General features: G+C 57.4%; 29 protein-coding genes and 1 tRNA gene. 16 read left to right on the forward strand and 14 right to left on the reverse strand.

Annotated elements, in window-relative coordinates; translation table 11 throughout:
- The first annotated feature begins 91 nt into the window (after positions 1-91).
- Together FBY12_RS13115 and queF are read left to right on the forward strand one after the other, a co-directional pair.
- Positions 92-628: a plastocyanin/azurin family copper-binding protein gene (locus FBY12_RS13115; RefSeq protein ID WP_145253091.1), complete on the forward strand. Its 537-nt coding sequence runs from the start codon at positions 92-94 to the stop codon at positions 626-628.
- Positions 629-689: 61 nt separating this feature from the next.
- Positions 690-1,520 carry an NADPH-dependent 7-cyano-7-deazaguanine reductase QueF gene (queF, locus tag FBY12_RS13120; protein ID WP_145253092.1) on the forward strand — a complete coding sequence of 277 codons (831 nt, stop codon included), beginning with the start codon at positions 690-692 and terminating at the stop codon, positions 1,518-1,520.
- 147 nt (positions 1,521-1,667) lie between these two features.
- On the opposite strand, the gene FBY12_RS13125 is transcribed toward queF, so the two are convergent.
- Positions 1,668-1,931: a DUF4404 family protein gene (locus FBY12_RS13125; RefSeq protein ID WP_145253093.1), complete on the reverse strand. Its 264-nt coding sequence runs from the start codon at positions 1,929-1,931 to the stop codon at positions 1,668-1,670.
- Positions 1,932-2,056: 125 nt separating this feature from the next.
- Positions 2,057-2,677 carry an HAD family phosphatase gene (locus tag FBY12_RS13130; protein WP_145253094.1) on the reverse strand — a complete coding sequence of 207 codons (621 nt, stop codon included), beginning with the start codon at positions 2,675-2,677 and terminating at the stop codon, positions 2,057-2,059.
- Positions 2,678-2,877: 200 nt separating this feature from the next.
- Between FBY12_RS13130 and FBY12_RS13135 the strand changes: the two genes are divergently transcribed.
- A complete protein-coding gene (locus FBY12_RS13135) occupies positions 2,878-3,567 on the forward strand; it encodes a VacJ family lipoprotein (RefSeq protein WP_092270685.1) in 690 nt (229 codons plus the stop codon).
- A gap of 61 nt (positions 3,568-3,628) precedes the next feature.
- On the opposite strand, the gene FBY12_RS13140 is transcribed toward FBY12_RS13135, so the two are convergent.
- A complete protein-coding gene (locus FBY12_RS13140) occupies positions 3,629-3,928 on the reverse strand; it encodes a PilZ domain-containing protein (RefSeq protein ID WP_101207150.1) in 300 nt (99 codons plus the stop codon).
- A gap of 276 nt (positions 3,929-4,204) precedes the next feature.
- Between FBY12_RS13140 and rssB the strand changes: the two genes are divergently transcribed.
- Positions 4,205-5,386 carry a two-component system response regulator RssB gene (gene rssB / locus FBY12_RS13145; RefSeq protein WP_092270679.1) on the forward strand — a complete coding sequence of 394 codons (1,182 nt, stop codon included), beginning with the start codon at positions 4,205-4,207 and terminating at the stop codon, positions 5,384-5,386.
- On the forward strand, positions 5,386-5,868 hold the full coding sequence (gene rssC, locus FBY12_RS13150) for an anti-sigma factor antagonist RssC (RefSeq protein ID WP_092270676.1): 483 nt from the start codon (positions 5,386-5,388) through the stop codon (positions 5,866-5,868). Before rssB ends, rssC begins: the two co-directional genes overlap by 1 nt.
- Positions 5,869-6,031: 163 nt before the next feature.
- Here rssC and tal read toward each other — a convergent pair whose 3' ends face one another.
- The 3 genes from tal to FBY12_RS13165 all read right to left on the reverse strand — a co-directional run bounded on the left by tal (position 6,032) and on the right by FBY12_RS13165 (position 8,932).
- Positions 6,032-6,958 (reverse strand): transaldolase, encoded by a 927-nt coding sequence (gene tal / locus FBY12_RS13155; RefSeq protein ID WP_092270673.1) that lies wholly within the window; start codon positions 6,956-6,958, stop codon positions 6,032-6,034.
- Between the two features lie 178 nt (positions 6,959-7,136).
- The gene (gene dusA, locus FBY12_RS13160) at positions 7,137-8,132 is read right to left on the reverse strand and encodes a tRNA dihydrouridine(20/20a) synthase DusA (protein ID WP_145253095.1); all 996 of its coding nucleotides are present in this window, start codon (positions 8,130-8,132) and stop codon (positions 7,137-7,139) included.
- 95 nt (positions 8,133-8,227) lie between these two features.
- Positions 8,228-8,932 carry a murein L,D-transpeptidase catalytic domain family protein gene (locus tag FBY12_RS13165; RefSeq protein WP_092270667.1) on the reverse strand — a complete coding sequence of 235 codons (705 nt, stop codon included), beginning with the start codon at positions 8,930-8,932 and terminating at the stop codon, positions 8,228-8,230.
- Between the two features lie 77 nt (positions 8,933-9,009).
- Between FBY12_RS13165 and FBY12_RS13170 the strand changes: the two genes are divergently transcribed.
- The gene (locus tag FBY12_RS13170) at positions 9,010-10,743 is read left to right on the forward strand and encodes a murein L,D-transpeptidase (protein WP_145253096.1); all 1,734 of its coding nucleotides are present in this window, start codon (positions 9,010-9,012) and stop codon (positions 10,741-10,743) included.
- A gap of 49 nt (positions 10,744-10,792) precedes the next feature.
- Here FBY12_RS13170 and FBY12_RS13175 read toward each other — a convergent pair whose 3' ends face one another.
- A complete protein-coding gene (locus FBY12_RS13175; protein WP_145253097.1) occupies positions 10,793-11,278 on the reverse strand; it encodes a hypothetical protein in 486 nt (161 codons plus the stop codon).
- A gap of 158 nt (positions 11,279-11,436) precedes the next feature.
- Here FBY12_RS13175 and FBY12_RS13180 point away from each other — a divergent pair, with 158 nt between their 5' ends.
- The 5 genes from FBY12_RS13180 (at position 11,437) to FBY12_RS13200 (ending at position 15,773) form a co-directional block, all read left to right on the forward strand.
- Entirely contained in the window at positions 11,437-12,102 is a 666-nt protein-coding gene (locus tag FBY12_RS13180) for a ribonuclease T2 (RefSeq protein WP_145253098.1), read from the forward strand.
- Between the two features lie 135 nt (positions 12,103-12,237).
- Complete coding sequence (locus FBY12_RS13185) at positions 12,238-12,735, forward strand: PAAR domain-containing protein (protein ID WP_109520471.1); 498 nt, start codon at positions 12,238-12,240, stop codon at positions 12,733-12,735.
- 3 nt (positions 12,736-12,738) lie between these two features.
- Entirely contained in the window at positions 12,739-13,467 is a 729-nt protein-coding gene (locus FBY12_RS13190; protein WP_145253099.1) for an alpha/beta hydrolase, read from the forward strand.
- Position 13,468: 1 nt separating this feature from the next.
- Complete coding sequence (locus tag FBY12_RS13195; RefSeq protein ID WP_145253100.1) at positions 13,469-13,999, forward strand: hypothetical protein; 531 nt, start codon at positions 13,469-13,471, stop codon at positions 13,997-13,999.
- Between the two features lie 205 nt (positions 14,000-14,204).
- Positions 14,205-15,773, forward strand: coding sequence for a GGDEF domain-containing protein (locus tag FBY12_RS13200; RefSeq protein WP_145253101.1), 1,569 nt, complete (start codon positions 14,205-14,207; stop codon positions 15,771-15,773).
- Between the two features lie 58 nt (positions 15,774-15,831).
- Here the strand turns inward: FBY12_RS13200 and FBY12_RS13205 are convergent, their stop codons facing one another.
- A complete protein-coding gene (locus tag FBY12_RS13205) occupies positions 15,832-16,173 on the reverse strand; it encodes a hypothetical protein (RefSeq protein WP_092270644.1) in 342 nt (113 codons plus the stop codon).
- Between the two features lie 239 nt (positions 16,174-16,412).
- Here FBY12_RS13205 and xth point away from each other — a divergent pair, with 239 nt between their 5' ends.
- Positions 16,413-17,207, forward strand: coding sequence for an exodeoxyribonuclease III (gene xth, locus FBY12_RS13210; protein WP_145253102.1), 795 nt, complete (start codon positions 16,413-16,415; stop codon positions 17,205-17,207).
- Between the two features lie 111 nt (positions 17,208-17,318).
- The gene (locus FBY12_RS13215) at positions 17,319-18,143 is read left to right on the forward strand and encodes an arylamine N-acetyltransferase (RefSeq protein WP_145253103.1); all 825 of its coding nucleotides are present in this window, start codon (positions 17,319-17,321) and stop codon (positions 18,141-18,143) included.
- A 33-nt stretch (positions 18,144-18,176) separates the two neighbouring features.
- On the opposite strand, the gene FBY12_RS13220 is transcribed toward FBY12_RS13215, so the two are convergent.
- A complete protein-coding gene (locus tag FBY12_RS13220) occupies positions 18,177-18,518 on the reverse strand; it encodes a BrnA antitoxin family protein (RefSeq protein ID WP_145253104.1) in 342 nt (113 codons plus the stop codon).
- Between the two features lie 2 nt (positions 18,519-18,520).
- Entirely contained in the window at positions 18,521-18,802 is a 282-nt protein-coding gene (locus FBY12_RS13225; RefSeq protein WP_109501730.1) for a BrnT family toxin, read from the reverse strand.
- Between the two features lie 254 nt (positions 18,803-19,056).
- On the opposite strand from FBY12_RS13225, the gene FBY12_RS13230 reads away from it, so the two are divergent.
- The gene (locus tag FBY12_RS13230) at positions 19,057-20,574 is read left to right on the forward strand and encodes a nucleobase:cation symporter-2 family protein (protein ID WP_145253105.1); all 1,518 of its coding nucleotides are present in this window, start codon (positions 19,057-19,059) and stop codon (positions 20,572-20,574) included.
- Positions 20,575-20,864: 290 nt separating this feature from the next.
- Here FBY12_RS13230 and FBY12_RS13235 read toward each other — a convergent pair whose 3' ends face one another.
- Together FBY12_RS13235 and FBY12_RS13240 are read right to left on the reverse strand one after the other, a co-directional pair.
- On the reverse strand, positions 20,865-21,317 hold the full coding sequence (locus FBY12_RS13235; protein ID WP_145253106.1) for a hypothetical protein: 453 nt from the start codon (positions 21,315-21,317) through the stop codon (positions 20,865-20,867).
- A 261-nt stretch (positions 21,318-21,578) separates the two neighbouring features.
- Positions 21,579-21,654 (reverse strand) — tRNA-Asn (locus FBY12_RS13240).
- Between the two features lie 227 nt (positions 21,655-21,881).
- Between FBY12_RS13240 and FBY12_RS13245 the strand changes: the two genes are divergently transcribed.
- Entirely contained in the window at positions 21,882-22,112 is a 231-nt protein-coding gene (locus tag FBY12_RS13245; protein WP_145253107.1) for a hypothetical protein, read from the forward strand.
- On the opposite strand, the gene FBY12_RS13250 is transcribed toward FBY12_RS13245, so the two are convergent.
- Together FBY12_RS13250 and FBY12_RS13255 are read right to left on the reverse strand one after the other, a co-directional pair.
- The gene (locus FBY12_RS13250; RefSeq protein ID WP_121732110.1) at positions 22,109-22,312 is read right to left on the reverse strand and encodes a hypothetical protein; all 204 of its coding nucleotides are present in this window, start codon (positions 22,310-22,312) and stop codon (positions 22,109-22,111) included. The genes FBY12_RS13245 and FBY12_RS13250 overlap by 4 nt on opposite strands.
- A gap of 236 nt (positions 22,313-22,548) precedes the next feature.
- On the reverse strand, positions 22,549-23,745 hold the full coding sequence (locus FBY12_RS13255) for an amino acid aminotransferase (RefSeq protein WP_145253108.1): 1,197 nt from the start codon (positions 23,743-23,745) through the stop codon (positions 22,549-22,551).
- 337 nt (positions 23,746-24,082) lie between these two features.
- On the opposite strand from FBY12_RS13255, the gene uvrB reads away from it, so the two are divergent.
- A complete protein-coding gene (gene uvrB, locus FBY12_RS13260) occupies positions 24,083-26,098 on the forward strand; it encodes an excinuclease ABC subunit UvrB (RefSeq protein WP_092281448.1) in 2,016 nt (671 codons plus the stop codon).
- Positions 26,099-26,218 lie beyond the last annotated feature (120 nt).

A 26,218-nucleotide genomic window follows, 5' to 3' on the forward strand; every position in this document is an offset into this window, starting at 1 on the left:
GACAAAGTTGTAATCTGGCCGTCAGGTTGTGGGCAGGCGTGTCAGTTTAGAGTTTTCCACAGGCTGAACCTTATCTTGTTGGAGTACGACTATGTTTTTGCGCAATCCTCTGGCGTTGGGCGCGTGCTTGCTGGCGCTGAGCTTCGGGATCGAAGCGTCACCCGCGCAGACTTACGACTTCGGTCAACCGTCGCCAGCGGCCAAAGCCCAGCGCAGTGTCGAAGTGGTAATGGGCGATATGTCGTTCGATCCGAAGGCCATTGATATCAAGGCCGGTGAGACGATTCGCTTTGTTCTGGTGAATAAGGGTCAATTGCTGCACGAATTCAACCTCGGAGACGCGACGATGCATGCCGCGCACCAGCAGGAAATGTTGAAGATGCAGCAAAGCGGCATGCTGACGCCTACCGCCATGAAGGAAATGGACCACAGCGCGATGGCGGGCATGGACCACGCATCGCCAGCGCACGGCATGCAGCACGACGACCCGAACAGCGTGTTGGTGGCGCCAGGTAAGACGGCCGAGTTGACCTGGACGTTTACCAAGGCCATCAGCCTCGAATTTGCCTGCAACATCCCGGGACACTATCAGGCGGGCATGGTCGGCAAATTGACTGTCAGTCAGTAAGCACTCAAAGGCGCGCGCAAAGGCTGCTAGAATCCGCTGATTCTTCAGTCAGGTTTCCGCCATGCATCCCGCAGCCGAACACTCGCCGCTGGGCAAATCCAGCGAATACATTGCCACGTACACGCCTTCCTTGCTGTTCCCGATTCCGCGCACTGCGAAATGGGCGGAGTTGGGGCTGACCGCAGAAACCCTGCCGTATAAAGGTGTGGATTTCTGGAACTGCTTCGAACTGTCGTGGCTGCTGCCGTCGGGCAAACCGGTGGTGGCCATTGGTGAATTCACGATCCCGGCGGATTCACCAAACATCATCGAATCCAAGTCCTTCAAGCTGTACCTCAACTCGCTGAATCAGACGCCGTTTGCCGATACTGCGAACCTCGAAGCGACGCTGGTCAAAGACCTGTCGGCCGCTGCCGGCAAGCCGGTTGGCGTGCGTATTCGCAGCTTGCGCGAGGTTGAAGCGGAAGGCGTCGTGGCGTTGTCAGGCGTGTGCATCGATGACTTGGATATCAGCGTCAGCAACTACGAACAGCCGCGCCCGGAACTGCTGCGTTGCGATGCTTCGCGGATCGTCGAGGAGAGCGTGCACAGCCATTTGCTCAAATCCAATTGCCCGGTCACCAGCCAGCCAGACTGGGGCAGCGTGGCGGTGGAATACCGTGGCGCGGCGCTGGATCATGCGAGTCTGCTCGAATACATCGTCAGCTTCCGCAGGCATTCGGACTTCCATGAGCAGTGTGTGGAGCGGATTTTCCTCGATTTGCAGCGTTTGTTGAAACCGCAGAAATTGACTGTGTATGCGCGATATGTGCGTCGCGGTGGGTTGGATATCAACCCGTATCGCAGCACTGAAGACGTGCAATTGCCGAACCATCGTCTGGCCCGGCAATAACTCGCGGTAGCGCTGGGTCAGTCGGCGTCTTTGCTGACTGGACGAACGCTATCGCGAGCAGGCTCACTCCGACAAGGACTGCGTTGCGCGTTCCGCATATGAAAAAGCCCCGCTATTGCTAGCGGGGCTTTTGTTTATCTGGCGGGTTCAGATCCCGATGTTGCCCAGCGTTTGCACGATGTTGCGCAAGGTGCCGGCAAGGGTAGGGTGGTCTATTTCGAAGCGCTCTACGGCCAGGTTTACGTTGTCCGAGAGGCTTGAATTCTGCACCTGGGTTTCCAGTTCGATCTGAGCTTCAATCTGCGCCATCAATTCGTGCAGATTCTTGCGCTCATCTTCGTTGAGCGGCGGATTTTGTTCCAATTGCTCGCGCAGAGTATTGAGCTGTTCTTGCAGTTCGCGGGCAGGCATGGCGTTCTTCCTTTTATCGATAGGCACTGGCATAGACCGCAGCAGCGCGCCAAAGGTCTATGGCTGGGCCCTAGATTAATCCAGTCGCCGGCAAGCTGCATGCTTTCATCGGTATAAGCCTGAAGTCAGGGCTTTTCACCTTTGAGCCGGCGCAGGCTGATGTCCGCCAGACAGGTGTCGAGCTCGCCGAGGTGATCGATGACCGAGTGCACCCCGAGGCTGAATAATTGCACGGTCGCTTTGCCGCGCCGTTGTTCGCGATCCTTTTGGCTCAGCGCTTGCCATTCGTTCGGCGCCAGCCCGCACAGCGAACCGCAGGACGCCAGGCCAATGGTCCACAATCCGGCATTCAACCCCGCTTGGAGCAATCGCGGCTCGCCGCTGACCAGCACGCAGCCGTCCAGACGATCCACGTTCAATGCCATCAACGCTTGCCAGCAGGCATTCGGCGCGGGCCACGGATTGATTGTTGCTGGATGTTGCGACGCCTTGATCCACGGCGGCAATTGAGCCGCCAAGGAGTGGCTGAGGGCAGGGGAGAGTTCATCAAGCCAGGCACACGGAATTTGTTGGCGCTGCAAGCTGTGCAGGCTCTCCAGCGCACCAGGCGTGACCTCGGCAAACTCTTCGCCAGGCAAACCGGACTGCTGCGTGCGGGCGCCGAAATCCACCAGGCAACCACTGAGGCCAAACAGCACGGCGGTCAAGTTTGGCGCGGTGATTGGCAAAGCTTCGGCTTGCGGCATATCAGCGTCCCTGAAATAGCGACAAGCCTAGGGACGGACGGTGACAGTTGAGTGACAGTGCTCTGGATTGCAGGCCCGTCGGCGGCGACTTCTGCACGTCGACTCGCGCGGTGCTGCCTAAACCGACTTTTCCGTCTTATACTAGCCGCCTTAACGCTTGGGCCGCGCGCCCGCGCTCGTACAAATCCAAGGAGTTTTCTATGCGCTGGAGCAATCAATTCGCTCAGCTATGTGTGTGTGCCAGCGTGTTGCTGGTTCCGTTTGCTGCCCAGGCGGCTACGGAAGAGGATCCTTGGGAAAGCGTCAACCGCCCGATTTTCCAGTTCAACGATTTCGTCGATACCTACGCGCTGAAGCCTCTGGCTCAGGGTTATCAGTTCGTCACGCCGCAGTTTCTGGAAGATGGCATTCACAACATGTTCCGCAACGTCGGCGACGTGACCAACCTCGCCAACAACGTTTTGCAGGCCAAACCGGCTGCCGCTGGCGTTGACACTGCGCGTCTGATCTTCAACACCACCTTCGGCCTGCTGGGCTTCTTCGATGTCGGCACCCAGATGGGCTTGCAGCGCAGCGACGAAGATTTCGGCCAGACCCTCGGCTACTGGGGCGTCGGCAGCGGTCCTTACGTGATGCTGCCATTGATGGGCCCAAGCACGCTGCGTGATGCGCCGTCCAAGTACGTCGACAGCTACACCAGCCCGTACCGCTACATCAATGACGTGCCAGTGCGTAACTCGATTTTCGGCCTGAATATCGTTGATACCCGCGCCAGCCTGCTGTCGGCCGAGAAGCTGATGAATGGCGACAAGTACATCTTCATCCGCAATGCGTACTTGCAGAACCGCGAATTCAAAGTCAAAGACGGCCAGGTCGAAGACGATTTTTGATTCTGTGCGGTAAAACAAGGAAGGCGGCCAATTGGCCGCCTTCTTCGTTTGTGCTTCGGGCTTATTTCATCTTCAAGATTGTAAGGCCGAGTTTCTGACTGCCGCCGTCCTGCGCCTTGACCCACACCACTTCGGTGTCGGCTTCAAGGCCGGTCAGCGCCGCGTGATCAGAATCGATTCGCACGCTCAGGCGGTCGCCGACCTTGAACAGGCGCGGCGCCTCCACCTGCATACCACTGCTGGAAAGGTCGATGCAGACGGCCGGCACCTCATCGCCCTCGTGAATCAGCGACACATCGGCATCGACCCGCATGCGGATGAAATCGCGCTTTTCGCTGTAGTCCCGATCGGTTTGACTCATGAGCTCGATCCTTCCATTGGGTTACGGTTTAGCCTGTTCTTATAACTCCCGGTGATTTGAGAAGTAAAGACGTCAAGCGACCATCGGCGTGAGCTTGAAACGCCCCGCGGATGGGAGTACCGTCTGCGCCTTAGAAGGGCACCTCTGGTGGACTTGTCTGTAGGGCGAACGCTCGAAAACAGTGCGACAGAGAGGCTAGAAAGCGAATCCAGTAGTGAGAGCCGGGTCAAAACCCCTGCCTGCTACGCCAACCTAATTCTGGCGCCGTTTGCCCACATGCCAAAAACCAGTGCCACGCTGCTGATAATCGATGATGACGAAGTAGTGCGCGCGAGCCTCGCCGCCTATTTGGACGACAGTGGTTTCAGTGTCCTGCAGGCCAGCAATGGCCAACAGGGTCTTCAGGTATTCGAGCAAGACAAGCCCGACTTGGTCATCTGCGATCTGCGCATGCCGCAGATGGGCGGACTCGAACTCATTCGCCAGGTCACCGAGCTGTCGCCGCAGACGCCGGTCATCGTGGTGTCGGGTGCCGGCGTGATGAACGACGCGGTCGAGGCTCTGCGCCTGGGCGCGGCGGACTACCTGATCAAGCCTCTCGAAGATCTGGCAGTGCTGGAGCATTCTGTACGTCGAGCCCTGGATCGCGCGCGCCTGATGCTGGAAAACCAGCGCTATCGCGACAAGCTTGAACGAGCCAACCGCGAACTCGAAGCCAGCCTGAACCTGCTCCAGGAAGACCAGAACGCCGGTCGCCAGGTGCAGATGAACATGCTGCCGGTCAGTCCCTGGACCATCGACGAGTTCCAGTTTGCGCACCAGATCATTCCGTCGCTTTACCTGTCGGGTGATTTCGTCGATTACTTCCGCGTCGATGAGCGCCGAGTGGCGTTTTACCTGGCGGACGTTTCCGGTCACGGCGCCTCTTCAGCCTTCGTTACCGTGCTATTGAAGTTCATGACCACGCGCTTGCTGTTCGAATCCAAGCGCAACGGCACGTTGCCTGAGTTCAAGCCTTCAGAGGTACTTGGTCATATCAACCGAGGCCTGATCAGTTGTAAGCTGGGTAAACACGTCACAATGGTCGGTGGTGTCATCGACGAGGAGACAGGTTTGTTGACCTATAGCATCGGCGGTCATTTGCCGTTGCCTGTGTTGTACACGCCAGACAGTGTTCGTTATCTGGAAGGGCGGGGTCTGCCGGTCGGCCTCTTCAATGAAGCCACCTACGAAGATCACGTAATGGAGTTGCCGCCGACGTTCAGCCTGACGCTGATGTCCGACGGTATTCTGGACCTCTTGCCAGAACCTACGCTCAAAGAGAAAGAAGCGGCGTTGCCCCAACGGGTCAAGGCTGCGGGCGGCACCCTGGATGGGTTGCGGCAGGTTTTTGGATTGGCCACGCTAGGGGAGATGCCGGATGATATCGCCCTGTTGGTGTTGAGCAGGAATCTTTAATGAGTACCGGTAGAATCCAGTTCGCCGAGCAGGACGGCACCTTCGTCCTGAAGTTCGTCGGTGAAGTTCGCCTGACCCTGTGTTCGGCATTGGATGCGACTATTGAGCGGATCTTCACGGCGTTGAACTTCAACGCGATCGTGATCGACCTGACCGAAACCCGCAGCATCGACAGCACCACGCTGGGCCTGCTGGCCAAACTGTCGATCCTGTCGCGGCAAAAGGTCGGCTTGCTGCCGACCGTCGTCACCACCCACGAAGACATCACCCGTTTGCTGCAGTCCATGGGCTTCGAGCAAGTGTTCAACATCGTTGACCACCCTGTGCCGTGCCCTGAGTGCCTGGACGATTTGCCGGATCAGGATCAGTCCGAAGAAATCGTGCGGATCAAAGTGCTGGAAGCGCACAAGATTCTGATGGGGTTGAACGACTCCAATCGTGAGGCGTTTCATGATCTGGTGAATGCTTTAGAGCGTCACTGATTCTGAAATCGATGAGTCGTCGACCCTTTACGGTGATCGATCCAGACCTGTAGCAGCCGAGCTTGCTCGCGAAGGCGTCCTCAAGACTTCCAACCACACCGCGAACAGACAAAAAAGGGCGAACCCGTAAGGATTCGCCCTTTTTGCATTGCGCTGAACTAGATCACAGCTTGGCTTGCAGCAACGCCTCAAGCTTTTCCTGATCGCGAGCAAACTGACGAATGCCCTCGGCCAGTTTCTCGGTAGCCATCGCATCTTCGTTGGACAACCAACGGAACTGCGCTTCATTCAGGCTCAGACGCGCTTCGCCGGCATGGCCTGGCGCCAATTTACGCTCAAGCTTACCGTTGTCCGCTGCCAGTTTCTCCAGCAGGTCCGGGCTGATGGTCAAACGGTCGCAACCGGCCAACTGCTCGATCTGATTGAGGTTACGGAAGCTGGCGCCCATCACGACGGTTTTGTAGTCGTTGGCCTTGTAGTAGTTGTAGATGCGCGTCACCGACTGCACGCCCGGATCATCTGCGCCGGTGTAGTCGTTGCCGTTGGCCTTCTTGTACCAGTCGTAGATGCGACCCACGAACGGCGAAATCAGGAATACCCCGGCGTCAGCGCAAGCGGCTGCCTGAGCGAAGGAGAACAGCAGAGTAAGGTTGGTCTGGATGCCTTCCTTTTCCAGGATCTCGGCGGCGCGGATGCCTTCCCAGGTCGAAGCGATCTTGATCAGTACGCGGTCACGACCAACGCCGGCCTTGTCGTACAGTTCGATCAGCCGGTGCGCGCGCTTCAATACGGCGTCAGTGTCGAACGAAAGACGCGCGTCCACTTCGGTGGAGATGCGCCCCGGGACCACGTTGAGGATTTCTTTGCCGACAGCGACACCAAAGCGGTCGCTGGCCAGGCCGACGTCACCCTTGCAGTCGTGAACGCAAGCGTTCAGCAACTCGGCATAACCGGTGATGGCCGCAGCTTTCAACAGCAGGGAAGGGTTGGTGGTAGCGTCCACGGGTTTAACGCGAGCGATTGCTTCGAAGTCGCCAGTGTCGGCAACGACGGTAGTCATTTGTTTAAGTTGTTCCAGCTTGGAAGTCATGGGCGTGCTCTGTCCTATGGGTCTGATGACATTACCCGAGCGCTGACAGCCACTCAAGGGCGTACGTGCGTATCGAAGGGCCCAGCGGCAACAACCGGGAAACGGCTGTTTGAATGGCGAGGCGCGGTATCGGTAAATACGATGCCAAATCGGCGCACAGGTTCAAGTCAACTGACCGTTAACGCCCCTCAAGCAATTCCGCCGCTTGATCCAGCAACGCCAAAGGCTCCTTGGCCTTGTGAATATCCACCGACAACAACTGGCGAAACTTGCGCGCCCCCGGGAACCCGGTGCCCAGGCCCAACACATGACGAGTGATGTGGTGCATCGAACCGCCGGCCTCAATGTGCGCGGCAATATAAGGACGCAATTGCGCCAGCGCCTCTGCGCGCGTGATGACCGGCGCGATGCTGCCGAACAACTGCTGATCCACTTCAGCCATCACGTAAGGGTTGTGATAAGCCTCGCGGCCGAGCATCACGCCGTCGAACGTCTGCAAGTGCTCGTGACAGGCTTCCAGCGTCTTGATTCCGCCGTTGAGAATAATCTCCAGCTCCGGGAAATCCTTTTTCAACTGCGCCGCAACGTCGTAGCGCAAGGGCGGAATGTCGCGATTTTCCTTCGGGGACAGGCCTTCCAGAATCGCAATTCGCGCATGCACGGTAAAACTGCTGCAGCCAGCATCGCGAACCGTGCCAACAAAATCACACAACTGCGCGTAGCTGTCCCGGCCGTTGATGCCGATGCGGTGCTTCACCGTCACCGGAATCGACACCGCATCACGCATTGCCTTCACACAATCAGCGACCAACTGCGGATGCCCCATCAACACCGCGCCGATCATATTGTTCTGCACCCGATCACTCGGGCAGCCGACGTTCAGATTGACCTCGTCGTAGCCGTGATCCTGAGCCATGCGCGCGCAAGCGGCCAAGTCGAGCGGCACGCTGCCGCCCAGTTGCAACGCAAGTGGGTGTTCGGCTTCGTTGTGTCGCAGGAAGCGCTCGTGATCGCCGTTGAGGAGCGCGCCAGTGGTGACCATTTCGGTGTAGAGCAAGGCGTTCTTCGACAGCAGCCGTAGGAAAAAACGGCAATGCCTATCGGTCCAATCCATCATCGGCGCAACAGAAAAACGTCGAGACAGCGGGGCGGGCGTGGCGGTGATTGGGGGCATTGGGATCTGGAATTGGGGTATGGCTGAGAGGCGCGCAGTTTATCAGGATTGAGTCGCTGAAGCGGGGGCTCTGTTCAGCGACATCCTCGACACGCTTAACGAGTCGTCGATGGCCCGGACGCGTCGGCTACCGTCGAACTGCCGCAATTAACGAAGGAAGAAGTCTTCAACCAACGCTGATCCGGATAATACGAAAACAGCAATTGCCCGCCCTTCATCGAGTCAATCAACCGATGAGCAATCGCCGGTCGTACTGCCGGGCAACCCAAGCTTCGGCCGATTCGACCATTGGCGCGGGCCAGCACTGGGCTGACGTACGGGGCGCCGTGAATCACGATTGCGCGGTCGAACGCGTTGTCATTGAAGCCAGGCTCCAGGCCTTCCATGCGCAACGAGTAGCCGTTTTGTCCGACGTAACTCGATTGGGTGCGGTATAAGCCAAGGCTGGTGGCGAAACTTTCGTTCTGGTTGGAGAACTTGACTGCCATGTTTTCGCCGCTATTGCGGCCATGGGCGACGAGTTCATGAAAGAGCAACTTGCGCTTCTTTAAATCGAACACCCAGAGGCGTTGTTCGGTCGAAGGCAATGAATAGTCGATGACGGCGAGTCGCTGGACTGGCGCGGCGCCTCGGGCGATGCTGCATTGGGAGGCGCGTACGGCCAGGCCAATGACTTTTGCGTTAGCGCCAGGGGCCGCTTTGGCGAGGGCGGCGGCGAGAGAATCGGCGTAGGCTGCTGGAATTGACGTTGCCGCCAACAGCAGGACCGAGCATAGAAAGCCAAAGCGGTTTAGCGCCATAGAGATGTCTCATCAAGTTATTTCGAGTTTAGCAGTGCAAACGCCATGTGCTGAGCGCAGGAGATTAAGGATTATCCATGGGGCAACTATCAAGGTTATTCGTCATAAGCCATGCCTTTTTTATGGTCTTTCTGATCGGCGGCACTGCGCACGCGGAAACTTCGTCGATTGAGGGGCAAAATCCGCCGATCAGCCTGATCGAGGCGATACCGGACGATAACGTCGCTCAAGAAATACGCGCAACGCTGGAGCCGCTGATTTCCGCGTTCCCGCCGTTGCAAACACGGCCGAAGCATCAGCGCATCGACGTTAACCGTGTAGTGCTGGATTTCTATACGCACCGCCAGTTTCGCGCGGCGTGGACTAATGCTGACGATGTAGCGCAGTTGTTGAAGAGTCTTGAAGAAACGCAAATCGACGGTCTCGAGCCTGCAGACTTTCGAGGTAATGATCTGATCATGGCCCAGGCGTCAATGCAGAACACGGCGCCAATACCTGCGCAACAAGCCGCTTTCGATCTTGCGGCGACTCGCACTTACCTCACGGCGTTACTGCAATTACGTCGCGGCAAAGTTGACCCGGCGCGGTTGGACATGCACTGGAATTTCGACATTGCCGGTGCCGATCCTCGGGACGACGTGAATAACTTTTTCAACGCGCTGGACACTCACGATGTCGCCCGAGCGTTTGCCGAGGCGCCGCCGCAGGAAGCGGTTTATGTAGGGCTGCGTCAGGCATTGGCACAGTTGCGGCAGATTCGTGACCGCGGTGGTTGGCCGAAAGTTACTGACGGGCAATCGCTCAAACCAGGCATGGATGGCGCAGCAGTTGCGCAACTTCGAGCGCGTCTGGCAGCGGGCGGTTATCTGGACACCAGGACCAGCAAGAACAACACGTACGACGATGCAGTTATCGCCGCAGTGAAGAAGTATCAAACGGAACAATATCTGGGCGCAGATGGTGTTGCCGGGGCAGCCACTCTCGCGGCGTTGAACGTGCCGGTACAAGCGCGTATCGATCAAGTAAGAGTCAACATGGAGCGCGCGCGTTGGCTGCTGTACAAGCTGCAGGGCACTTTTGTAATCGTTGATATTGCCGGGTACAAAGTGGCGCTGTATCGCGATGGTCAACCCATCTGGCGTTCACGTGTTCAGGTAGGCAAGCCGTATCGAAGTACGCCGATCTTCCAGGCTGAAATCACTTACGTCACGTTCAACCCGACCTGGACCGTTCCGCCGACGATTCTGAAAGAAGACGTGTTGCCGAAAATTCTGAACAACCCGAACTACCTCAGTGCCAATCGGATTCGGCCGCTGGATCGGGAAGGTAACTTGCTGGACCCATCGACCATCGATTGGAGCAACCCGCGCGGCATTACTTTGCGTCAGGACGCCGGGCCGGAAAACTCGTTAGGCCAAGTGGTTATCCGCTTCCCCAATGACTACGCGATCTACTTGCACGACACCCCGCACAGGGAGCTGTTTGCGAAGAATGTTCGCGCCACCAGTTCGGGCTGCATCCGGGTGGAGAACCCTTTGCAGTTAGTCGAGTTGTTGTTCAATGACCCAGTGCGCTGGAGCAGCGCCGGTATTCAAAAGCAATTGGCCAATGGCCGGACGGAGAATATTCGGCTACCTGTGAAAGTGCCAGTGTTGTTGGCTTATTGGACGGTGGACATGGGCAGCAATGGCCGCGTCGCATTCAAACCGGATGTGTATGGCTATGACAATCCAGTGCTGAAGGCGCTGAACTTGCCAGCGAAGTTACCGCCTCTGGACTTGCAAGCAGCGGTAGGGCAGAACACCTACTGAATCTAATGGGAGCGAGCACGCTCGCTCCTGCATTGAAAAGCGTTCGGGCTTAGAGCTCCAAGCCTTCTTGCACTACTGAAAGCAAGTTCACCTCCGTCAGCGCAATCGCATCGGTTTGTTGCCCGGTTTGTTCGATCGATTGCAGCCACCAATGCGACCCGCCGTGTTCGTCAACGGTTCGCAGCAGAGGGATTTCCTTGTCCTTCAAATGAATTTCGACACGACCCTGACCGTCGGCGGTGAACCGCACAATCGGCACGAAGGTAATGTTGTGGTGATTGCCTTCAATCACCAGTTGGTCGATTGAATAAGCATAAGTTGCGCCGTTGAGATGACGTTCAAACACGTGCGTAGGATTGCGCCGCATGCTCAGGCCGGCTTCAAGCAGAGGCTTCAGCCAGGCTTCGATCTGGTGATACATTTCGTACACTTGGCCGGGCCAACTGTCGATCGCCTGATCGGTAGCGGTGGTCGCGTCCGCGTCGGTGTGCCGGGTTTCTTTCAGTTTTGCGGCGAGTTCGTCTGCCTTGCTCATGTCGATTCCCTGTCGTGATCCAAGTGTGATCATAGCGTTACCAAGGTAATCCACGTTTTGCCTTGCGTCATGCGATTGAAACACCGACATGGCAAAAACCCCTGTGGTCGATCGTCGGCCAAGGATCAAAACCATCATTATTCCCAAGGAGTGGGTCTATGAAAAAGCTGTATGCAGTTGTCGCCATGTTGGCAATCACGTTCGGGCAGATTGGCCTGAGCCAGGCGCGGACGTCGCAACATGGCAAACCTCAGGCTGAGTCGGTGGCGGGGGTGTTTGATTACTATTTGCTGACGCTGTCCTGGTCGCCAACTTTCTGCCTGACCCACAAAGACGATTCGCAGTGTTCCGGTAAAGGCTACGGTTTTGTGCTTCACGGGTTGTGGCCGCAATACGCGAATGGCGGCTGGCCCGAGTCGTGCCCGCCAAAAGTTGCATTGTCACCTGCGGAGCAAAAGCGTGGCTTGACGTTATTTCCGACACCAAAGTTGCTTGAACACGAGTGGGCCAAGCACGGAACATGCAGCGGTCTTGGAGCCACGGGTTATCTGGACGCAGCAGACAAGGCGGTTGGCGCAGTGAAAGTCCCGGAAAAACTGCAGCCGTTCAGTGGCACGGTTTACTTGCCGGCGCAGAAAATCGCCGAGCTGTTTCGCGAAAGTAATCCGGGCATTCCAGCGGACGGTATCGCGGTTATTTGCAGCGGCCCGGAGTTGTCGGAAGTGCGCGTGTGCATGGGCAAGGACCTGCAATTCGGCGCGTGTGGCAAAGGTGTGAAAACTCAATGTCGCGCGGGCGATATCCGCGTTCCGCCATCGCGGTAATCGGTTGTTCGGATGGATTGATGGGCGTTATCGGACGCCCATTTTTTGCATTCAGGTTTGAACATCTTCGCGGCATCCCTCATCCTTGCGCGCTTGTTCAATGGATTGTCAGAAAAGCCTGCAAGGAGCTTGTTCATGAGCGGAAAACCCGCCGCCCGCCTCACCGATCCCACCGCGTGTCCACTGCCGGGTCACGGCACCAATCCCATCGCCAGCGGTTCTCCCGACGTCAATTTCGACGGCCTCGCGGCTGCGCGCCTGACGGACAAATCGGCATGCGGCAGCCCGATCACCGGCGGCGTATCGGCGACGGTATTCATCAACGGCCTGAACGCCGCAACACTCGACAGCACCGGCGGCCACGGCAATGTGGTGATCGGCGGCTCGGGCACGGTAATCATTGGCGATACGGTGGTCACGGCGCCGTTTACCGGCCTGGTGCCGATGCCGGTCAATTTCACCGACAAGTTGAAACTGGTGAACGCGGTCACCGGCGCCCCGATGCCTGATCACCCGTACATGATCCTGCGCGCCGATGGGCGCCAGGAGCACGGGGTTTCCGACGCAGCCGGCTTCACCCACGCCATCAGCTCGCACCTGCCTGAAAGCGTCAAACTGTTTTTGGAGGAGTGAGGTATGTGTGCTGAAACAGTGACCTGCGCGAAGGGCAAAACTTACAAGCTGCAGGGTGAACATACGCTGACGGACAAGAAAGATGTCAGTGAGAAGACGGTGCCGATTGAGAGTACCAAGGCGATTGTTTTCTTTGTTGGCGGGGCAGGAGATAAAGAGCGTTATTATTTTTCCGGTCCCTACGAGAATATAAAATTTGCCTGGCAGGATTTTGATGTGCGTGCCCAACCGTTAGTAGCTGAAGGAAAATATACCTCTCAATGGTTGGGCTACAACGAAATAAGAGGCAAGCAGGATATTCAAAGGCATGTGTTGAGTCTTATTCCATATAAGAGCTGCCCGGTCTTTATAGTGGGGCACAGTCTAGGCGGGTGGAATAGCGGACATCTGACCAGAATAATGACTGAATGGGGATACAAGGTAAAACTGTTGATTACACTGGATCCGGTTGGCGAAGGCGCTTTGGTTTGGCTGGGTTCGGATATTTATCTGGATCGGCCGGAGCCAGTTTCTGAAGACTGGATCAACGTCAGAGCCACTCCTTCCAGACCTGATGCCTCCGATGGTGTAGCGGACTTTGGAGAAAAATGGGTGATCACCTGCGGGCCGTCGATCAATGCGAACGTTGATACTAACCATGCAAACGCTCCTGACTTATTTAGCGCCAAAATCTCTGGTGGAAAATCTGCGAGTGATCTGCTGTTCGATTCGATTATGAAAGAGTTTTCTTGATATGAAGAAGTCGATTGCGTTACTGCTCATGGTTGTTTGTTCGGGATGCGCGCGGGAGCATGTCAAACCTGAGGCTGATTTGAGTTACATGTCTATAGAGAGAGACAATCGATATCCGATTTATGATGTCAGTTATAGTTCTAATATTAATCTTCTGGATTTATTTGATCGAGGCAAGGGTGTTGGTTACGCTGCGGCTTTTCTGGTTTGCGCATTGGGAAATGATCAAGATTTTTCGATAGGTCATCATATGCAGTTTGCCGTGCTCGGCTCCATCAAGGGCGACGGGCAGAGTCAGGAAAAAGGAACATTTAACTATGTAACAAGTGCTCTGTTGAGTGAAGTCAGTAACAGTGGCGGATCGAGACGAAACCTTGCTTCAAATGAGTTAAATGAAATTCTGGCTGACAAGAGCAGCATTCCTTGCAGGGTCCGTATCACCGCATACGGCTACGAAACCTACTACTCCAACGCAATGTACATCCCGACCGCGGACCTCCTGCGAGAAATAAACAAACCCATACTCAAATAGAGAGAGTCGTCCTGCTGGTGAATAAAGACCCGCTGAAACAATTTTCCCAAGAGTTTTTTGTAAGGTTTCTACGCTCGCGGCGGATAACTGGAGGGCGAGGCCAAACTGTTTGCCCGTTGGCCTCGCTCAACACCGTAGACTACGCTTACAAAAAAAAACAAGGGCTTTGGGCCGTCGCCCATGCCGTGCCCTCCAGGAAACACTTTTGCCTATCCCCATTCACGAATCGCACCACGCACCCGGCGCACTGAAACGTTTGCCCTTGCTCAAGGCTGCGGCGTTATTTATTGCGGCGGTTTGCCTATGCCTGTGCGGCTTGCTGTACTTGCAACTGGAGCAGTCGCGGCGTCACGATCTGGCGTTGGCCGAAGTTGCTTCATCAAACCTCACCCGGGCGATGGCGCAGCAGGCCGAAGACACGTTCATGAAAGCCGATCTGGTGCTGACCAGTCTGGCCGACTGGATTCAGGCCGACGGTTACGACCGGATGCAATTATCGCGGCTGCAGAAGACCTTCTCTCGGCGCGTGCAATCGCTGCAGCAGTTGCGCGGGATTTTCCTGTTCGACCGGCAGGGCCAGTGGGTTATCACTTCGTTTGACGATTTGCCTCACGGTTCCGGTGTGGCTGATCGCGAATATTTCCAGTTTCATCAACAAAACGTCTCGTCGCTGGCACACATCGGCCCAGCCATCCGCAGTCGCGAAAACGGCGAGTGGATTATTCCTGTTTCCAAACGCGTCAATGATGATCACGGCAACTTTACCGGTGTGCTGCTGGCCGGGATCAAAATGGCCTACTTCGACGAGTTCTTCAAAAGCTTCAGCATCGATGAAAACGGCGCAATGTTCCTCGCGCGCACCGACGGCACGCTGCTGGCTCGACGGCCATTCATGGAGTCGCAAATCGGAACGTCGGTGGCCCAAGGCGCGATTTTTCAGAAGCACTTGCCGCTGGCGAACGCGGGCAACGCGATGATCAATTCGGTGGTCGATGACACGGTGCGTTTGTACGGTTATCGACAGTTGGAAGCGTATCCGCTGGTGGTGTCGGCAGCATCGTCCAGAGACGCGATTCTCAAGGACTGGTACGCCAATGCGTTTCAGGCCAGCGTCATCGTTGCGCTGGTGATTTTGGGGATCGGTTTGTTTGGCTGGGTATTCATTCATCAGGTCCGCGATGGCGGGCGGATCGAAGCCGATTTGCGCACCGCCCAGGAAGCGCTGGAGCTGATCGCCACCCACGACAGCCTCACCGGCCTGGCCAATCGGCGCCTTTTCGAGCGCGCGCTCGACATCGAGTTCGGACGCGGCGCGCGGCAGGGCAGCGCGCTGAGCCTGATCATGCTCGATATCGATTTCTTCAAAAGTTACAACGACAACTACGGCCACGTCGCCGGGGATCACTGTCTGGCAGAAGTGGCGCGTGCGCTAAAGAGTTGTTGCCAGCGCAACGCTGATCTGGCAGTGCGTTACGGCGGGGAAGAGTTTGCAGCTTTACTGCCGGATACCGACATTCACGGCGCGATGGTGATTGCCGAGCAAATTCGCCGTAGCGTCATCGACAAAAACATCTCGCACAGCGGTTCGCCGACCGGGCACGTGACCGTCAGCCTGGGATGTTATTCGTTTGTACCGAGTGGCCGCGACAGCGTGGAAGTGTTCATCCAGCGCGCGGACGCCGCCCTCTATCAAGCCAAACACTCCGGACGTAATCGCACGGCGGTGCTGTCGATGGAGGGCGGCGTCGAGGCGCTGATGCGTTCGGATCGATAGAAGGGCGAAAGGGCAGGCCTGATTTCAAATAACCAAATCAGAAACTGCCTTTTCGCGTTCAGCTACCCGTCCCGCCGCCAGCGCCACCCGTTCCACCGCCCGGCGCACCTGTGCCGCCGCCCGCGCCGGAACCGCTGCTGCCACCGTTACCGCCCGCGCCACTGTTGACGCCAGTTCCCGAACTCGATGAGCCAGAACCGCCGCCAGTGGTGCCGGAACCGTTGCCCGAACTGTTGCCGCCAGAAGGTGCGCCGGGTGTGCTGTTAGGTGGCAACGTCGAACCGCTGACCCCGCCGGATTTAGTCCCGGTGGCATCCGGCGCATCGTTGGCCGCATAAACTGCCGATGCGCTGCAAAGCAAACCTGCGAGCAGCAGCGAAGTAATTTTTTTGGTGATCATGGTACGTCTCCAGAAATGAGTCGTTACCTGATATTGGTGTTTGAGGCTGCGCGGTTGGTGCCGGTCAGGTGACGAATGGTTCACGACTACCTTGGTAAGCGTGCTTTCGCATCCACGTCCGACATATCAGGTTTCGCCTACAGTTCCGCTCCCAATCAGCTCCGCCCGCAACGCCGACGCAACCACCGCAATGGCCCGATGTCACACCCTAGACACCTCGCTGCCGGGAGCATTGGTTGATGAAAAACTTGCGAATTGCCACGTTCAACGTTAATGGACTGCGGGCGCGTTTGCCTAATTTGTTGGCGTGGCTTGAGCGGGAGAAACCGGACGTTGTTTGCCTGCAAGAGCTCAAGTCGGTCGACAGTGCATTCCCTGCTGCCGAGCTGGAGGCTGCCGGTTATGGGGCGATCTGGCAGGGCCAGTCTTCGTGGAATGGCGTGGCGATTCTGGCGCGGGATGCGCAGCCGCTGGAGAGTCGGCGCGGTTTGCCCGGTGATGAGGCGGACACGCAAAGCCGTTATATCGAAGCCGCGGTGCACGGCGTGTTGGTCGGTTGCCTGTACTTGCCCAATGGCAACCCGCAGCCGGGCCCGAAGTTCGATTACAAATTGGCGTGGTTCGAACGGCTGATCGGCTATGCGCAAGCGCTGCAAGCCAGTGATCACTCGGTGGTGCTGGCCGGCGACTACAACGTGGTGCCGACCGACATGGACATCTACAACACGCGCTCCTGGCTCAAGGATGCGTTGCTGCAACCCGAGAGTCGCGAGTGTTACCAGCGATTACTTGATCAGGGTTGGACCGATTCCCTGCGTCATCTCTATCCGGAAGATCGGCTGTACACGTTCTGGGATTATTTCCGCCAGCATTGGCAGAAAAACTCCGGTTTGCGCATTGATCACTTACTGCTTAATCCGGCCCTAAGCCCTTATCTGCATGAGGCCGGCGTCGATGCCTGGGTGCGCAACGAGCCGCATGCCAGCGACCATGCGCCAACCTGGATTCGCCTGAGTTCTCGCAAGCGGCGTTGATTGTTTGCGGGCGCCGATTGGCGAAATCAATTGTCGGCCCAAGCACTTTGTCCCTTATAAATGGCGACCATCAGCGGAGCGATCCGCGGCCCCGCGCATAAGGACTGAGCCATGAGCGAGCCACGCCTGAGCAATCTCGATCTGTATCTGCAGCGCCTGGGTTTCAGTACGCCTCCAGCGCCGACCCTGGAAACCCTGCGACAACTGCAACTGCGCCACACCGGCGCTTTCGCGTTCGAGAATATCGCGACCGTGTTGGGCGAGCCGGTGCTGATCGACTTGCCTTCCATCGAGCAAAAAATCTTCCAGCACAATCGCGGTGGTTACTGCTATGAGCTTAACGGGGTGTTCCTGGTGTTGCTGCAGACGCTGGGGTTCGACGCTCGCGGCATCACCGGCCGCGTGGTGATGGGCCAGCCTGAAGGTACGTGGACCGCGCGCACTCATCGTCTGAGTCTGGTGACCATCAACGGCGTGCGCTACATCAGCGACGTCGGCTTCGGCGGCATGGTGCCCACTGCGCCGCTGCTCCTCGATACCGAGGCCGAACAAACGACACCGCACGAGCCCTATCGTATCGAGCAACACGTCGATGGTTACACCTTGCGCGCCAAGGTCGGAGAAGAATGGCGGGCGATGTATATCTTCGATCTGCAGCGTCAGGAGGACATCGATTACACCGTCGGCAACTGGTATGTCTCGACTCATCCAGAGTCGACTTTCCGTAAACAATTGATGGCGGCTCGTACCGGCGACGGCTGGCGGCGCACGCTGAACAACGGCAGCTTTGCGATCCACCGGATCGGCGAGGAGAGCCAGCGCCGCCAAGTAGCAGACGCCGATGAATTGATCGCGCTACTGCGAGACGAGTTCGGTATTCGGCTGTCGGTGGATGCTCGGATGAAGCAGGTATTCGAGCCGTTGATCGGGCCGTAACAACCGAACTGACTAGCGCCGCCGCGTCCGGGTTTAAGGCCTGACATCCAACTCCATCACCCGCCGAATTTCGCTCAGCGCGTCGGCGAGTTTTCGCTCGAGATTGTTCAGGTCCATCGCCGTGACGCCTTTTTTCAGATGCCCAAAAGTGGTGCCGCCGTTTGCGTCAGCGCCGCTCGTGTGCCCTCTATCGGTGAGCAATGCCTGGCGCAAAGTGTTGTTGATCACCGTCTGATAACCGAACCCTTCGTTTTCTGCGACGGCACGGGCCGCTTCGATCACGGCGTCGTCGAGCATGATGGTGATGCGGGTTTTGCCCTTGCTGGAGGCTACTGGCCCACGCTTGGCGTTACTGAAGTCGTACTCATCTTTCATGGTCATGCCTCCCTGTATTGCCGACGCTCGTCTTTACTGGCGACGCGTGCGGAAATGATTCGAACGAAATTCGGGTCGCGCCACGTGTAGGCAACCACCAGTAAACGACCTTTGGCGTCCTGACCCATGGTGATCCAGCGCTGCTCATCGTGATCGCGGTCTTGCAGGGTCAGGGCTCGCTCGTCATCGAACACTGGCTCGGTTTCTGCAAGGCTGATCCCTCGATGCTTGAGTTTGTTAGCCGCGTTCTTGGCTTTGTCGAACTGTATTTCGAATGGCTTCATTATGCATACTTTATATGTATAAGAAAGGGGGCATCCGTGCCGGCGGTCGCCATGAAGACAAAAGGTTAGCGGTAGAAGGGGAATGTGCCGGAATGGATGTATTGCAAGGTTTTAGGGGCTGGGGCGGACCGCCCGTTGGCGAAAATGGCCAGATGTCCATAATCTGACCGGTCAGTTGTATACAACTCTATAGACATTTGTCCTGAGTCTTGCATACAGTGTGCGCATAACAAAAACCAGGGACTCCCCCAACCATGAAAACGCCCCATGTTTCACACCAACGGCCCGAGGACGAAAATCTTGGGATCGGCGCGAATATGGCTTACGGCCTGCAACACGTTCTGACCATGTATGGCGGCATCGTCGCGGTGCCTTTGATCATCGGTCAGGCTGCCGGGCTGTCGCCGGCGGACATCGGTTTGTTGATTGCTGCTTCATTGTTCGCGGGGGGCTTGGCAACGCTCCTGCAAACGCTGGGTTTACCGTTTTTTGGCTGTCAGTTGCCGCTGGTTCAGGGCGTGTCGTTCTCTGGCGTCGCAACCATGGTGGCGATTGTCAGCAGCGGCGGGGAGGGCGGGTTTCAGTCGATCCTCGGCGCGGTAATTGCCGCTTCATTGATCGGTTTGCTGATTACTCCGGTGTTCTCGCGGATCACCAAATTCTTCCCGCCGCTGGTAACGGGCATCGTGATTACCACGATCGGCCTGACGCTGATGCCGGTGGCGGCGCGCTGGGCCATGGGCGGCAATAGCCATTCCCCGGAGTTCGGCAGCATGTCGAACATTGGTCTGGCGGCGTTGACCCTGGTGCTGGTGTTGCTGCTGAGCAAAATCGGCAGCGCGACTATCTCGCGTCTGTCGATCCTGCTGGCCATGGTCATCGGTACGGTGGTCGCGGTCGTTCTCGGCATGGCGGACTTTTCCTCCGTCACTCAAGGCCCGATGTTCGGCTTCCCGACACCGTTCCACTTCGGCATGCCGACCTTCCACTTCGCTGCGATCCTGTCGATGTGCATCGTGGTGATGGTGACGTTGGTGGAAACCTCGGCGGACATCCTCGCCGTCGGTGAAATCATCGACACCAAGGTCGATTCCAAGCGTCTGGGCAACGGCCTGCGCGCCGACATGCTGTCGAGCATGATTGCGCCGATCTTCGGTTCCTTCACCCAAAGCGCCTTCGCCCAGAACGTCGGACTGGTCGCGGTGACGGGCATCAAGAGCCGATTTGTCGTGGCCACCGGCGGCGTGTTCCTGGTGATCCTAGGACTGTTGCCGTTCATGGGCCGGGTGATTGCCGCCGTGCCGACCTCGGTCCTCGGCGGCGCCGGCATCGTGCTGTTCGGCACCGTCGCGGCCAGCGGCATTCGCACGCTGTCCAAGGTTGATTACCGCAATAACGTCAACCTGATCATCGTCGCCACCTCGATCGGCTTCGGCATGATCCCGATCGCTGCGCCGAACTTCTACGATCACTTCCCGAGCTGGTTCGCGACCATCTTCCACTCCGGCATCAGTTCCTCGGCGATCATGGCCATCGGGCTCAACCTGGCGTTTAACCACTTCACTACCGGCAACTCGGACCAGCAGTCGGTGTTCGCGGCGGGCACCGAACGCGTGCTGCGCTACCAGGATCTGGCAGCGCTGCGTGAAGGCGATTATTTCAGCGAAGGCAAACTGCACGACTGCGACGGCAATGAAATTCCCGTGGTGGAAGTGGAGCACGGACATGCGGAACCGCGAGTGGTGCATTCGAAAAGTGGGGAGCATGTTTGATCACAATCAACGACCGATCGAGTGATTCGATTGTCAGTCAGGTTGACACTCGCTCGGTCGATGACTGAGAATCGGCGCCGAGGTCTGCAATTGCGCATCTTTGGGCTCGGCCTCCAGCATTGGCCCCCCATACTATTGGCAGCAGAGAAGCTGGCTCCCTCTGAAGTAGTGACGACTGGCATGCTGGTCGGACTCTGAACCCAAGGCCATTTGTGGCCGGAAGCTAAAGAATCGCTGCGACTACTCCTCGAAATATTCAAAAGGCGTCCTCAGGGACGCCTTTTTTATTGTCAGGATATTTGTTTGACGATGGTGCCTACCAAAGTGCCTTCTGCGCGACGTTTGGGGTACCACGTTACGACGTAGTAACCGAAGCCGCGCCGTTCATCTCGGGGTTCGAGAATGAGCGAGCCCGAAGGGCTCTTGAGTACGGCGATTCTATGATTTGAGCGTATCTCTTTAAACTCGCAATAAATCGGCGCGCCGTGCACGACCATTTTGGATACATGGAGCGCGACATCGTCTATCACGTAGCAGCCATATTTTGCCAAATCGGTTTCGTGAGCTTCCCAGATATGCCTGACTCCAAATCCTTTGTTGATTCCTTTGTGTACGCCGACCCTTAAATAAATCTCACCTCCCCGTAAATTGAATCTGGGCATGTCCGGGATGGTGCCGAAGCTTAAAGAGCCGGAAGGATGGGGGACAAGTACGTTCTCCTTCAGCTTGAGTAATTCTGACACGCGAACAATCCGGCAGGCGAAAGTCGCTATTCATAACGCACAAGTTTGCTACCTGACAGGCTGCACCTAGCCACCATTCACACTACTGCATGCTTGGAAGGCAATGTTTGCTGGGGATGGCGCGGGGTGGGAAAAAGCGGCTACGGAAACTTGGGACAGTTCCTACATAAATTAAGATGCGGCGTTGAAGCGGTGCCCATCCAATTGCCCACAAAAAAGCCCCTGAACCTTTCGATTCAGGGGCTTTTCGTTACTACAGTCTGGCTCCACGACCTGGACTCGAACCAGGGACCCAGTGATTAACAGTCACTTGCTCTACCAACTGAGCTATCGCGGAATGGCGTGTATGTTACTGATTCAAAAAGAGAAGTCAAGCATCTGTTGATGATTGGGCGGATTCGATGGTGTCAGCGGCAGTTTATCGGTGATTGGCGGTTACCAGAATCGTGCCGGAGGTCTACCATAGTCGCCCGGAAGTGGTTACACGCGCTGCCGGCCATTCGCCGAAAAGGTACGCGCCATGAATCATTCAGCACTTACATCGCACCATTACGGGGTGTTCGCATGAGCATTGCCCAGATCAGCTTGCCGAAAGGCGTCGGTCCTCACGCCGAGAAATTGCTCGACGCTATTACCCAGGCCGGCACCGCCGACGAATTGAACCGCGCTGGCGGCAAGGCTGAAGGTTTTGTCCTTGGCCTGGAAAGCGCCAAGGCGATCAAAAGCCAGATTGCCGAATCGCTTTACGTGGCTTACGACGACGCCGCCAGCCAGCGCGCCGCCGAACTGGCTTAACCGCCGAAGGTGAAGGTGCCGAGCATCAGCTTGGCATACAGCGCTGTCGCCGCCAGTTGCACGATCCACAACGCGAGGCCGCCGAGGAACACGCCGGTGGCTACTTGCATCACTAGATTGTTACCGCGTTTGGCCGGCGGGGTGCGGGGCACGAAATCGTCCAGTTCATCCCGGTCAGCGCGTAGGTCATCAATTTTCATGTGGGCTCTCGTAGAAATCCTGGAGTGTACATAAGACCCGCAGGAGTGAAGCTTGCGCGCGAAGGCGTCATTACTGACGGTGAAAGCTTCGCGGGCGAGCCTCGCTCCTGCAAGTGCATTGAGCAGTGCATCGCTGCGTGGAGTTTAGAGGGCAGGCACTGCGCTTTGACACATATCTGAGACAAATAAAAAACGGGAAGCGCATTGGCTTCCCGTTTTTTGTAGCAATTGCAGACTCAGATCACCGCAACGATGGCCTTGGTCACTGCATCAATGTTGCTCTGATTCAACGCGGCAACGCAGATGCGCCCGGTGTCCAGCGCGTAGATGCCGAACTCGCTGCGCAGGCGCGTCACTTGTTCAACGGTCAGGCCGGAGTAGGAGAACATGCCGCGCTGACGACCGACAAAACTGAAATCCCGATGCGGGGCTTCTTTCGCCAGTTGCTCAACCATCTGCACGCGCATGCCGCGAATGCGCAAACGCATTTCCGCCAGTTCTTCTTCCCACTGCGCGCGCAGTGTCGGGCTGTTCAGCACAGCGGCGACGATGCTTGCACCGTGGGTCGGCGGGTTGGAATAGTTGGTGCGGATCACGCGTTTGACTTGCGAGAGCACGCGCGCGCTTTCTTCTTTCGATTCGCTGACGATCGACAGGGCGCCGACGCGCTCGCCGTACAGCGAAAACGATTTGGAGAACGAGCTGGAAACGAAGAAGGTCAGGCCCGATTCGGCGAACAGACGTACCGCTGCGGCGTCTTCGTCGATGCCATCGCCAAAACCCTGGTAGGCCATGTCGAGGAATGGCACGTGGCCCTTGGCTTTCACCACTTCCAGCACGTTGTTCCAGTCCGTCGGGCTCAGGTCGACGCCGGTCGGGTTGTGGCAGCAGGCGTGCAGCACGACGATCGAACCAGACGGCAGTGCGTTGAGGTCTTCGAGCAGGCCGGCGCGGTTGACGTCGTGGGTCGCGGCGTCGTAGTAGCGATAGTTTTGTACCGGGAAACCAGCGGTTTCGAACAGCGCGCGGTGGTTTTCCCAGCTCGGGTCACTGATCGCGACGACGGCATTGGGCAGCAGTTGCTTGAGGAAGTCGGCGCCGATTTTCAGTGCGCCGGTGCCGCCAACGGCTTGGGTGGTGAGGACGCGGCCGGAAGCGATCAGCGGCGAATCATTGCCGAACAACAGTTTTTGCACAGCCTGGTCGTAGGCGGCGATACCGTCGATTGGCAAGTAGCCACGGGAAGCGTGTTGAGCGACGCGAATCGTCTCGGCTTCGACAACGGCGCGCAGGAGTGGAATTCGCCCCTCCTCGTTGCAGTAAACACCGACGCCCAGGTTGACCTTGTTGGTACGGGTATCGGCGTTGAATGCTTCGTTGAGGCCCAGGATTGGATCGCGTGGTGCCATTTCGACAGCGGAGAACAGGCTCATTTTTGCGGCGGCTCTGAATGGAGTGTGGAGGGACGTGTCGCGCTCCAGCCGAATGCACTAGAGCGGTGCACAAACGGGGAGCTAGTATAGAGGCCATCTGCGATCGAAGGCGACAGCCGATTCGGTTTTTCCCGCAAGTTTTTCCGATTATTTTTCGACCGTTAGTCGAATGCTGTCGTCAAAGACTTCAAGGGATGTAGGACGTTTGCCTTGAAAGCGACGGCAATCGACTCCACATTGAACGCAATCCAGTTTTTTCCTCGGGCGGCTTCAGCCGTTTGCGGTCTTTCTCGTTGCTGTGCGTTTCACCGTGCAGGCGCGACCCAGAGGTTTTTTCATGTCTGAATTCCAGCTAGTTACCCGCTTCGAGCCCGCCGGCGATCAGCCGGAAGCCATCCGCCTGATGGTCGAAGGCATCGAAGCCGGGCTGGCGCACCAGACGTTGCTCGGTGTGACCGGCTCGGGCAAGACCTTCAGCATCGCCAACGTGATCGCCCAAGTGCAGCGGCCGACGTTGGTGCTGGCGCCGAACAAAACCCTGGCCGCGCAGCTCTATGGCGAGTTCAAGGCGTTCTTCCCGAACAACGCCGTCGAATATTTCGTTTCGTATTACGACTACTACCAGCCCGAAGCGTATGTGCCGTCGTCGGACACTTTCATCGAGAAAGATGCCTCGATCAACGACCACATCGAGCAGATGCGCTTGTCCGCGACCAAAGCGTTGCTCGAGCGCAAGGACGCGATCATCGTCACCACGGTGTCGTGCATCTACGGTTTGGGCAGCCCGGAAACCTACCTGAAAATGGTTTTGCACGTGGATCGCGGCGACAAGCTCGATCAGCGCGCATTGCTCCGTCGTCTGGCGGACCTGCAATACACCCGCAACGACATGGAATTCGCCCGTGCGACGTTCCGCGTGCGCGGCGATGTGATTGACATTCACCCGGCAGAATCGGATTTCGAAGCGATCCGCATCGAGCTGTTCGACGATGAAGTCGAGAAGATTTCCGCGTTCGATCCGTTGACCGGCGAAGTCACCCGGCAGTTGCCGCGTTTCACGTTCTACCCGAAAAGTCACTACGTGACGCCACGCGAAACCCTGCTCGGCGCCATCGAAGGGATCAAGGTCGAGCTGCAGGAGCGCCTCGATTACCTGCGCACCAACAACAAACTGGTGGAAGCGCAGCGACTCGAGCAGCGCACCCGGTTTGACCTCGAGATGATTCTCGAACTGGGTTACTGCAACGGCATCGAAAACTACTCGCGCTACCTCTCCGGCCGCGATTCTGGCCAGGCGCCGCCGACCTTGTTCGACTATCTGCCGGCCGACGCCTTGCTGGTGATCGACGAATCCCACGTCAGCGTGCCGCAGGTCGGCGCCATGTATAAGGGTGACCGTTCGCGCAAGGAAACGCTGGTGGAATACGGTTTCCGCCTGCCGTCGGCGCTGGATAACCGGCCGATGCGTTTCGATGAATTTGAAGCGATCAGCCCGCAGACGATTTTTGTTTCGGCGACGCCGGGCAATTACGAAGCCGAACATGCTGGCCGTGTGGTCGAGCAACTGGTGCGTCCGACCGGTCTGGTCGACCCGCAAATCGAGATTCGTCCGGCGCTCACTCAAGTCGACGATCTGCTCTCGGAAATCGGCAAACGCGTGGCGCTGGAGGAGCGGGTGCTGGTCACCACGCTGACCAAACGCATGTCCGAAGATTTGACCGATTACCTGGCTGACCACGGCGTGCGCGTGCGTTATCTGCACTCGGACATCGATACCGTGGAGCGCGTCGAGATCATCCGCGATTTGCGCCTCGGCACGTTCGACGTGTTGGTGGGCATCAACTTGCTGCGCGAAGGCCTGGACATGCCGGAAGTGTCGCTCGTGGCGATTCTCGATGCGGACAAGGAAGGCTTCCTGCGTTCCGAGCGCTCGCTGATCCAGACCATCGGTCGGGCAGCGCGTAACCTCAATGGCCGGGCGATTTTGTATGCCGATCGGATGACCGGTTCGATGGAACGGGCGATCGGCGAAACCGAGCGGCGTCGTGACAAGCAGATTGCGTTCAACCTGGCCAACAACATCACGCCCAAAGGTGTGTTCAAGGATGTCGCCGACATCATGGAAGGCGCGACGGTGCCGGGCTCGCGCAGCAAGAAGCGCAAAGGCATGGCCAAGGCTGCCGAGGAAAGTGCCAAGTACGAAGCCGAATTGCGCTCGCCGGGCGAGATCGCCAAGCGCATCAAAGGGCTTGAAGAGAAGATGTACGCCTTGGCGCGCGATCTTGAATTCGAGGCGGCGGCGCAGATGCGTGACGAGATCGGCAAATTGCGCGAGCGCCTGATCGAGGTTTGATGCTCAAGGCTTGAGAGTCGCGGTGTCTGGGCGGGCCTCTTCGCGAGCAGGCTCGCTCCTGCAGTTGACCGAGGTGTAAAGACCGTCACGGTCCAATTGTAGGAGCGAGCCTGCTCGCGA

This window comes from Pseudomonas sp. SJZ131, from assembly GCF_007828705.1.
GTDB lineage: Bacteria > Pseudomonadota > Gammaproteobacteria > Pseudomonadales > Pseudomonadaceae > Aquipseudomonas > Aquipseudomonas prosekii.

What these genes read in the sequence shown, in the direction of transcription:
- FBY12_RS13170 (WP_145253096.1), top strand. Translation starts at nt 9,010, where the DNA reads ATGGGGCAACTATCAAGGTTATTCGTCATAAGCCATGCCTTTTTTATG.
- xth (WP_145253102.1), top strand. Translation starts at nt 16,413, where the DNA reads ATGAAAAACTTGCGAATTGCCACGTTCAACGTTAATGGACTGCGGGCG.
- FBY12_RS13115 (WP_145253091.1), top strand. Translation starts at nt 92, where the DNA reads ATGTTTTTGCGCAATCCTCTGGCGTTGGGCGCGTGCTTGCTGGCGCTG.
- FBY12_RS13135 (WP_092270685.1), top strand. Translation starts at nt 2,878, where the DNA reads ATGCGCTGGAGCAATCAATTCGCTCAGCTATGTGTGTGTGCCAGCGTG.
- FBY12_RS13230 (WP_145253105.1), top strand. Translation starts at nt 19,057, where the DNA reads ATGAAAACGCCCCATGTTTCACACCAACGGCCCGAGGACGAAAATCTT.
- uvrB (WP_092281448.1), top strand. Translation starts at nt 24,083, where the DNA reads ATGTCTGAATTCCAGCTAGTTACCCGCTTCGAGCCCGCCGGCGATCAG.
- FBY12_RS13140 (WP_101207150.1), bottom strand. Translation starts at nt 3,928, where the DNA reads ATGAGTCAAACCGATCGGGACTACAGCGAAAAGCGCGATTTCATCCGC.
- FBY12_RS13220 (WP_145253104.1), bottom strand. Translation starts at nt 18,518, where the DNA reads ATGAAAGATGAGTACGACTTCAGTAACGCCAAGCGTGGGCCAGTAGCC.
- FBY12_RS13225 (WP_109501730.1), bottom strand. Translation starts at nt 18,802, where the DNA reads ATGAAGCCATTCGAAATACAGTTCGACAAAGCCAAGAACGCGGCTAAC.
- rssB (WP_092270679.1), top strand. Translation starts at nt 4,205, where the DNA reads ATGCCAAAAACCAGTGCCACGCTGCTGATAATCGATGATGACGAAGTA.
- FBY12_RS13250 (WP_121732110.1), bottom strand. Translation starts at nt 22,312, where the DNA reads ATGAAAATTGATGACCTACGCGCTGACCGGGATGAACTGGACGATTTC.
- queF (WP_145253092.1), top strand. Translation starts at nt 690, where the DNA reads ATGCATCCCGCAGCCGAACACTCGCCGCTGGGCAAATCCAGCGAATAC.
- FBY12_RS13245 (WP_145253107.1), top strand. Translation starts at nt 21,882, where the DNA reads ATGAGCATTGCCCAGATCAGCTTGCCGAAAGGCGTCGGTCCTCACGCC.
- FBY12_RS13165 (WP_092270667.1), bottom strand. Translation starts at nt 8,932, where the DNA reads ATGGCGCTAAACCGCTTTGGCTTTCTATGCTCGGTCCTGCTGTTGGCG.
- FBY12_RS13185 (WP_109520471.1), top strand. Translation starts at nt 12,238, where the DNA reads ATGAGCGGAAAACCCGCCGCCCGCCTCACCGATCCCACCGCGTGTCCA.
- FBY12_RS13195 (WP_145253100.1), top strand. Translation starts at nt 13,469, where the DNA reads ATGAAGAAGTCGATTGCGTTACTGCTCATGGTTGTTTGTTCGGGATGC.
- FBY12_RS13125 (WP_145253093.1), bottom strand. Translation starts at nt 1,931, where the DNA reads ATGCCTGCCCGCGAACTGCAAGAACAGCTCAATACTCTGCGCGAGCAA.
- FBY12_RS13255 (WP_145253108.1), bottom strand. Translation starts at nt 23,745, where the DNA reads ATGAGCCTGTTCTCCGCTGTCGAAATGGCACCACGCGATCCAATCCTG.
- tal (WP_092270673.1), bottom strand. Translation starts at nt 6,958, where the DNA reads ATGACTTCCAAGCTGGAACAACTTAAACAAATGACTACCGTCGTTGCC.
- FBY12_RS13190 (WP_145253099.1), top strand. Translation starts at nt 12,739, where the DNA reads ATGTGTGCTGAAACAGTGACCTGCGCGAAGGGCAAAACTTACAAGCTG.
- FBY12_RS13130 (WP_145253094.1), bottom strand. Translation starts at nt 2,677, where the DNA reads ATGCCGCAAGCCGAAGCTTTGCCAATCACCGCGCCAAACTTGACCGCC.
- FBY12_RS13175 (WP_145253097.1), bottom strand. Translation starts at nt 11,278, where the DNA reads ATGAGCAAGGCAGACGAACTCGCCGCAAAACTGAAAGAAACCCGGCAC.
- FBY12_RS13205 (WP_092270644.1), bottom strand. Translation starts at nt 16,173, where the DNA reads ATGATCACCAAAAAAATTACTTCGCTGCTGCTCGCAGGTTTGCTTTGC.
- FBY12_RS13215 (WP_145253103.1), top strand. Translation starts at nt 17,319, where the DNA reads ATGAGCGAGCCACGCCTGAGCAATCTCGATCTGTATCTGCAGCGCCTG.
- dusA (WP_145253095.1), bottom strand. Translation starts at nt 8,132, where the DNA reads ATGCCCCCAATCACCGCCACGCCCGCCCCGCTGTCTCGACGTTTTTCT.
- FBY12_RS13180 (WP_145253098.1), top strand. Translation starts at nt 11,437, where the DNA reads ATGAAAAAGCTGTATGCAGTTGTCGCCATGTTGGCAATCACGTTCGGG.
- rssC (WP_092270676.1), top strand. Translation starts at nt 5,386, where the DNA reads ATGAGTACCGGTAGAATCCAGTTCGCCGAGCAGGACGGCACCTTCGTC.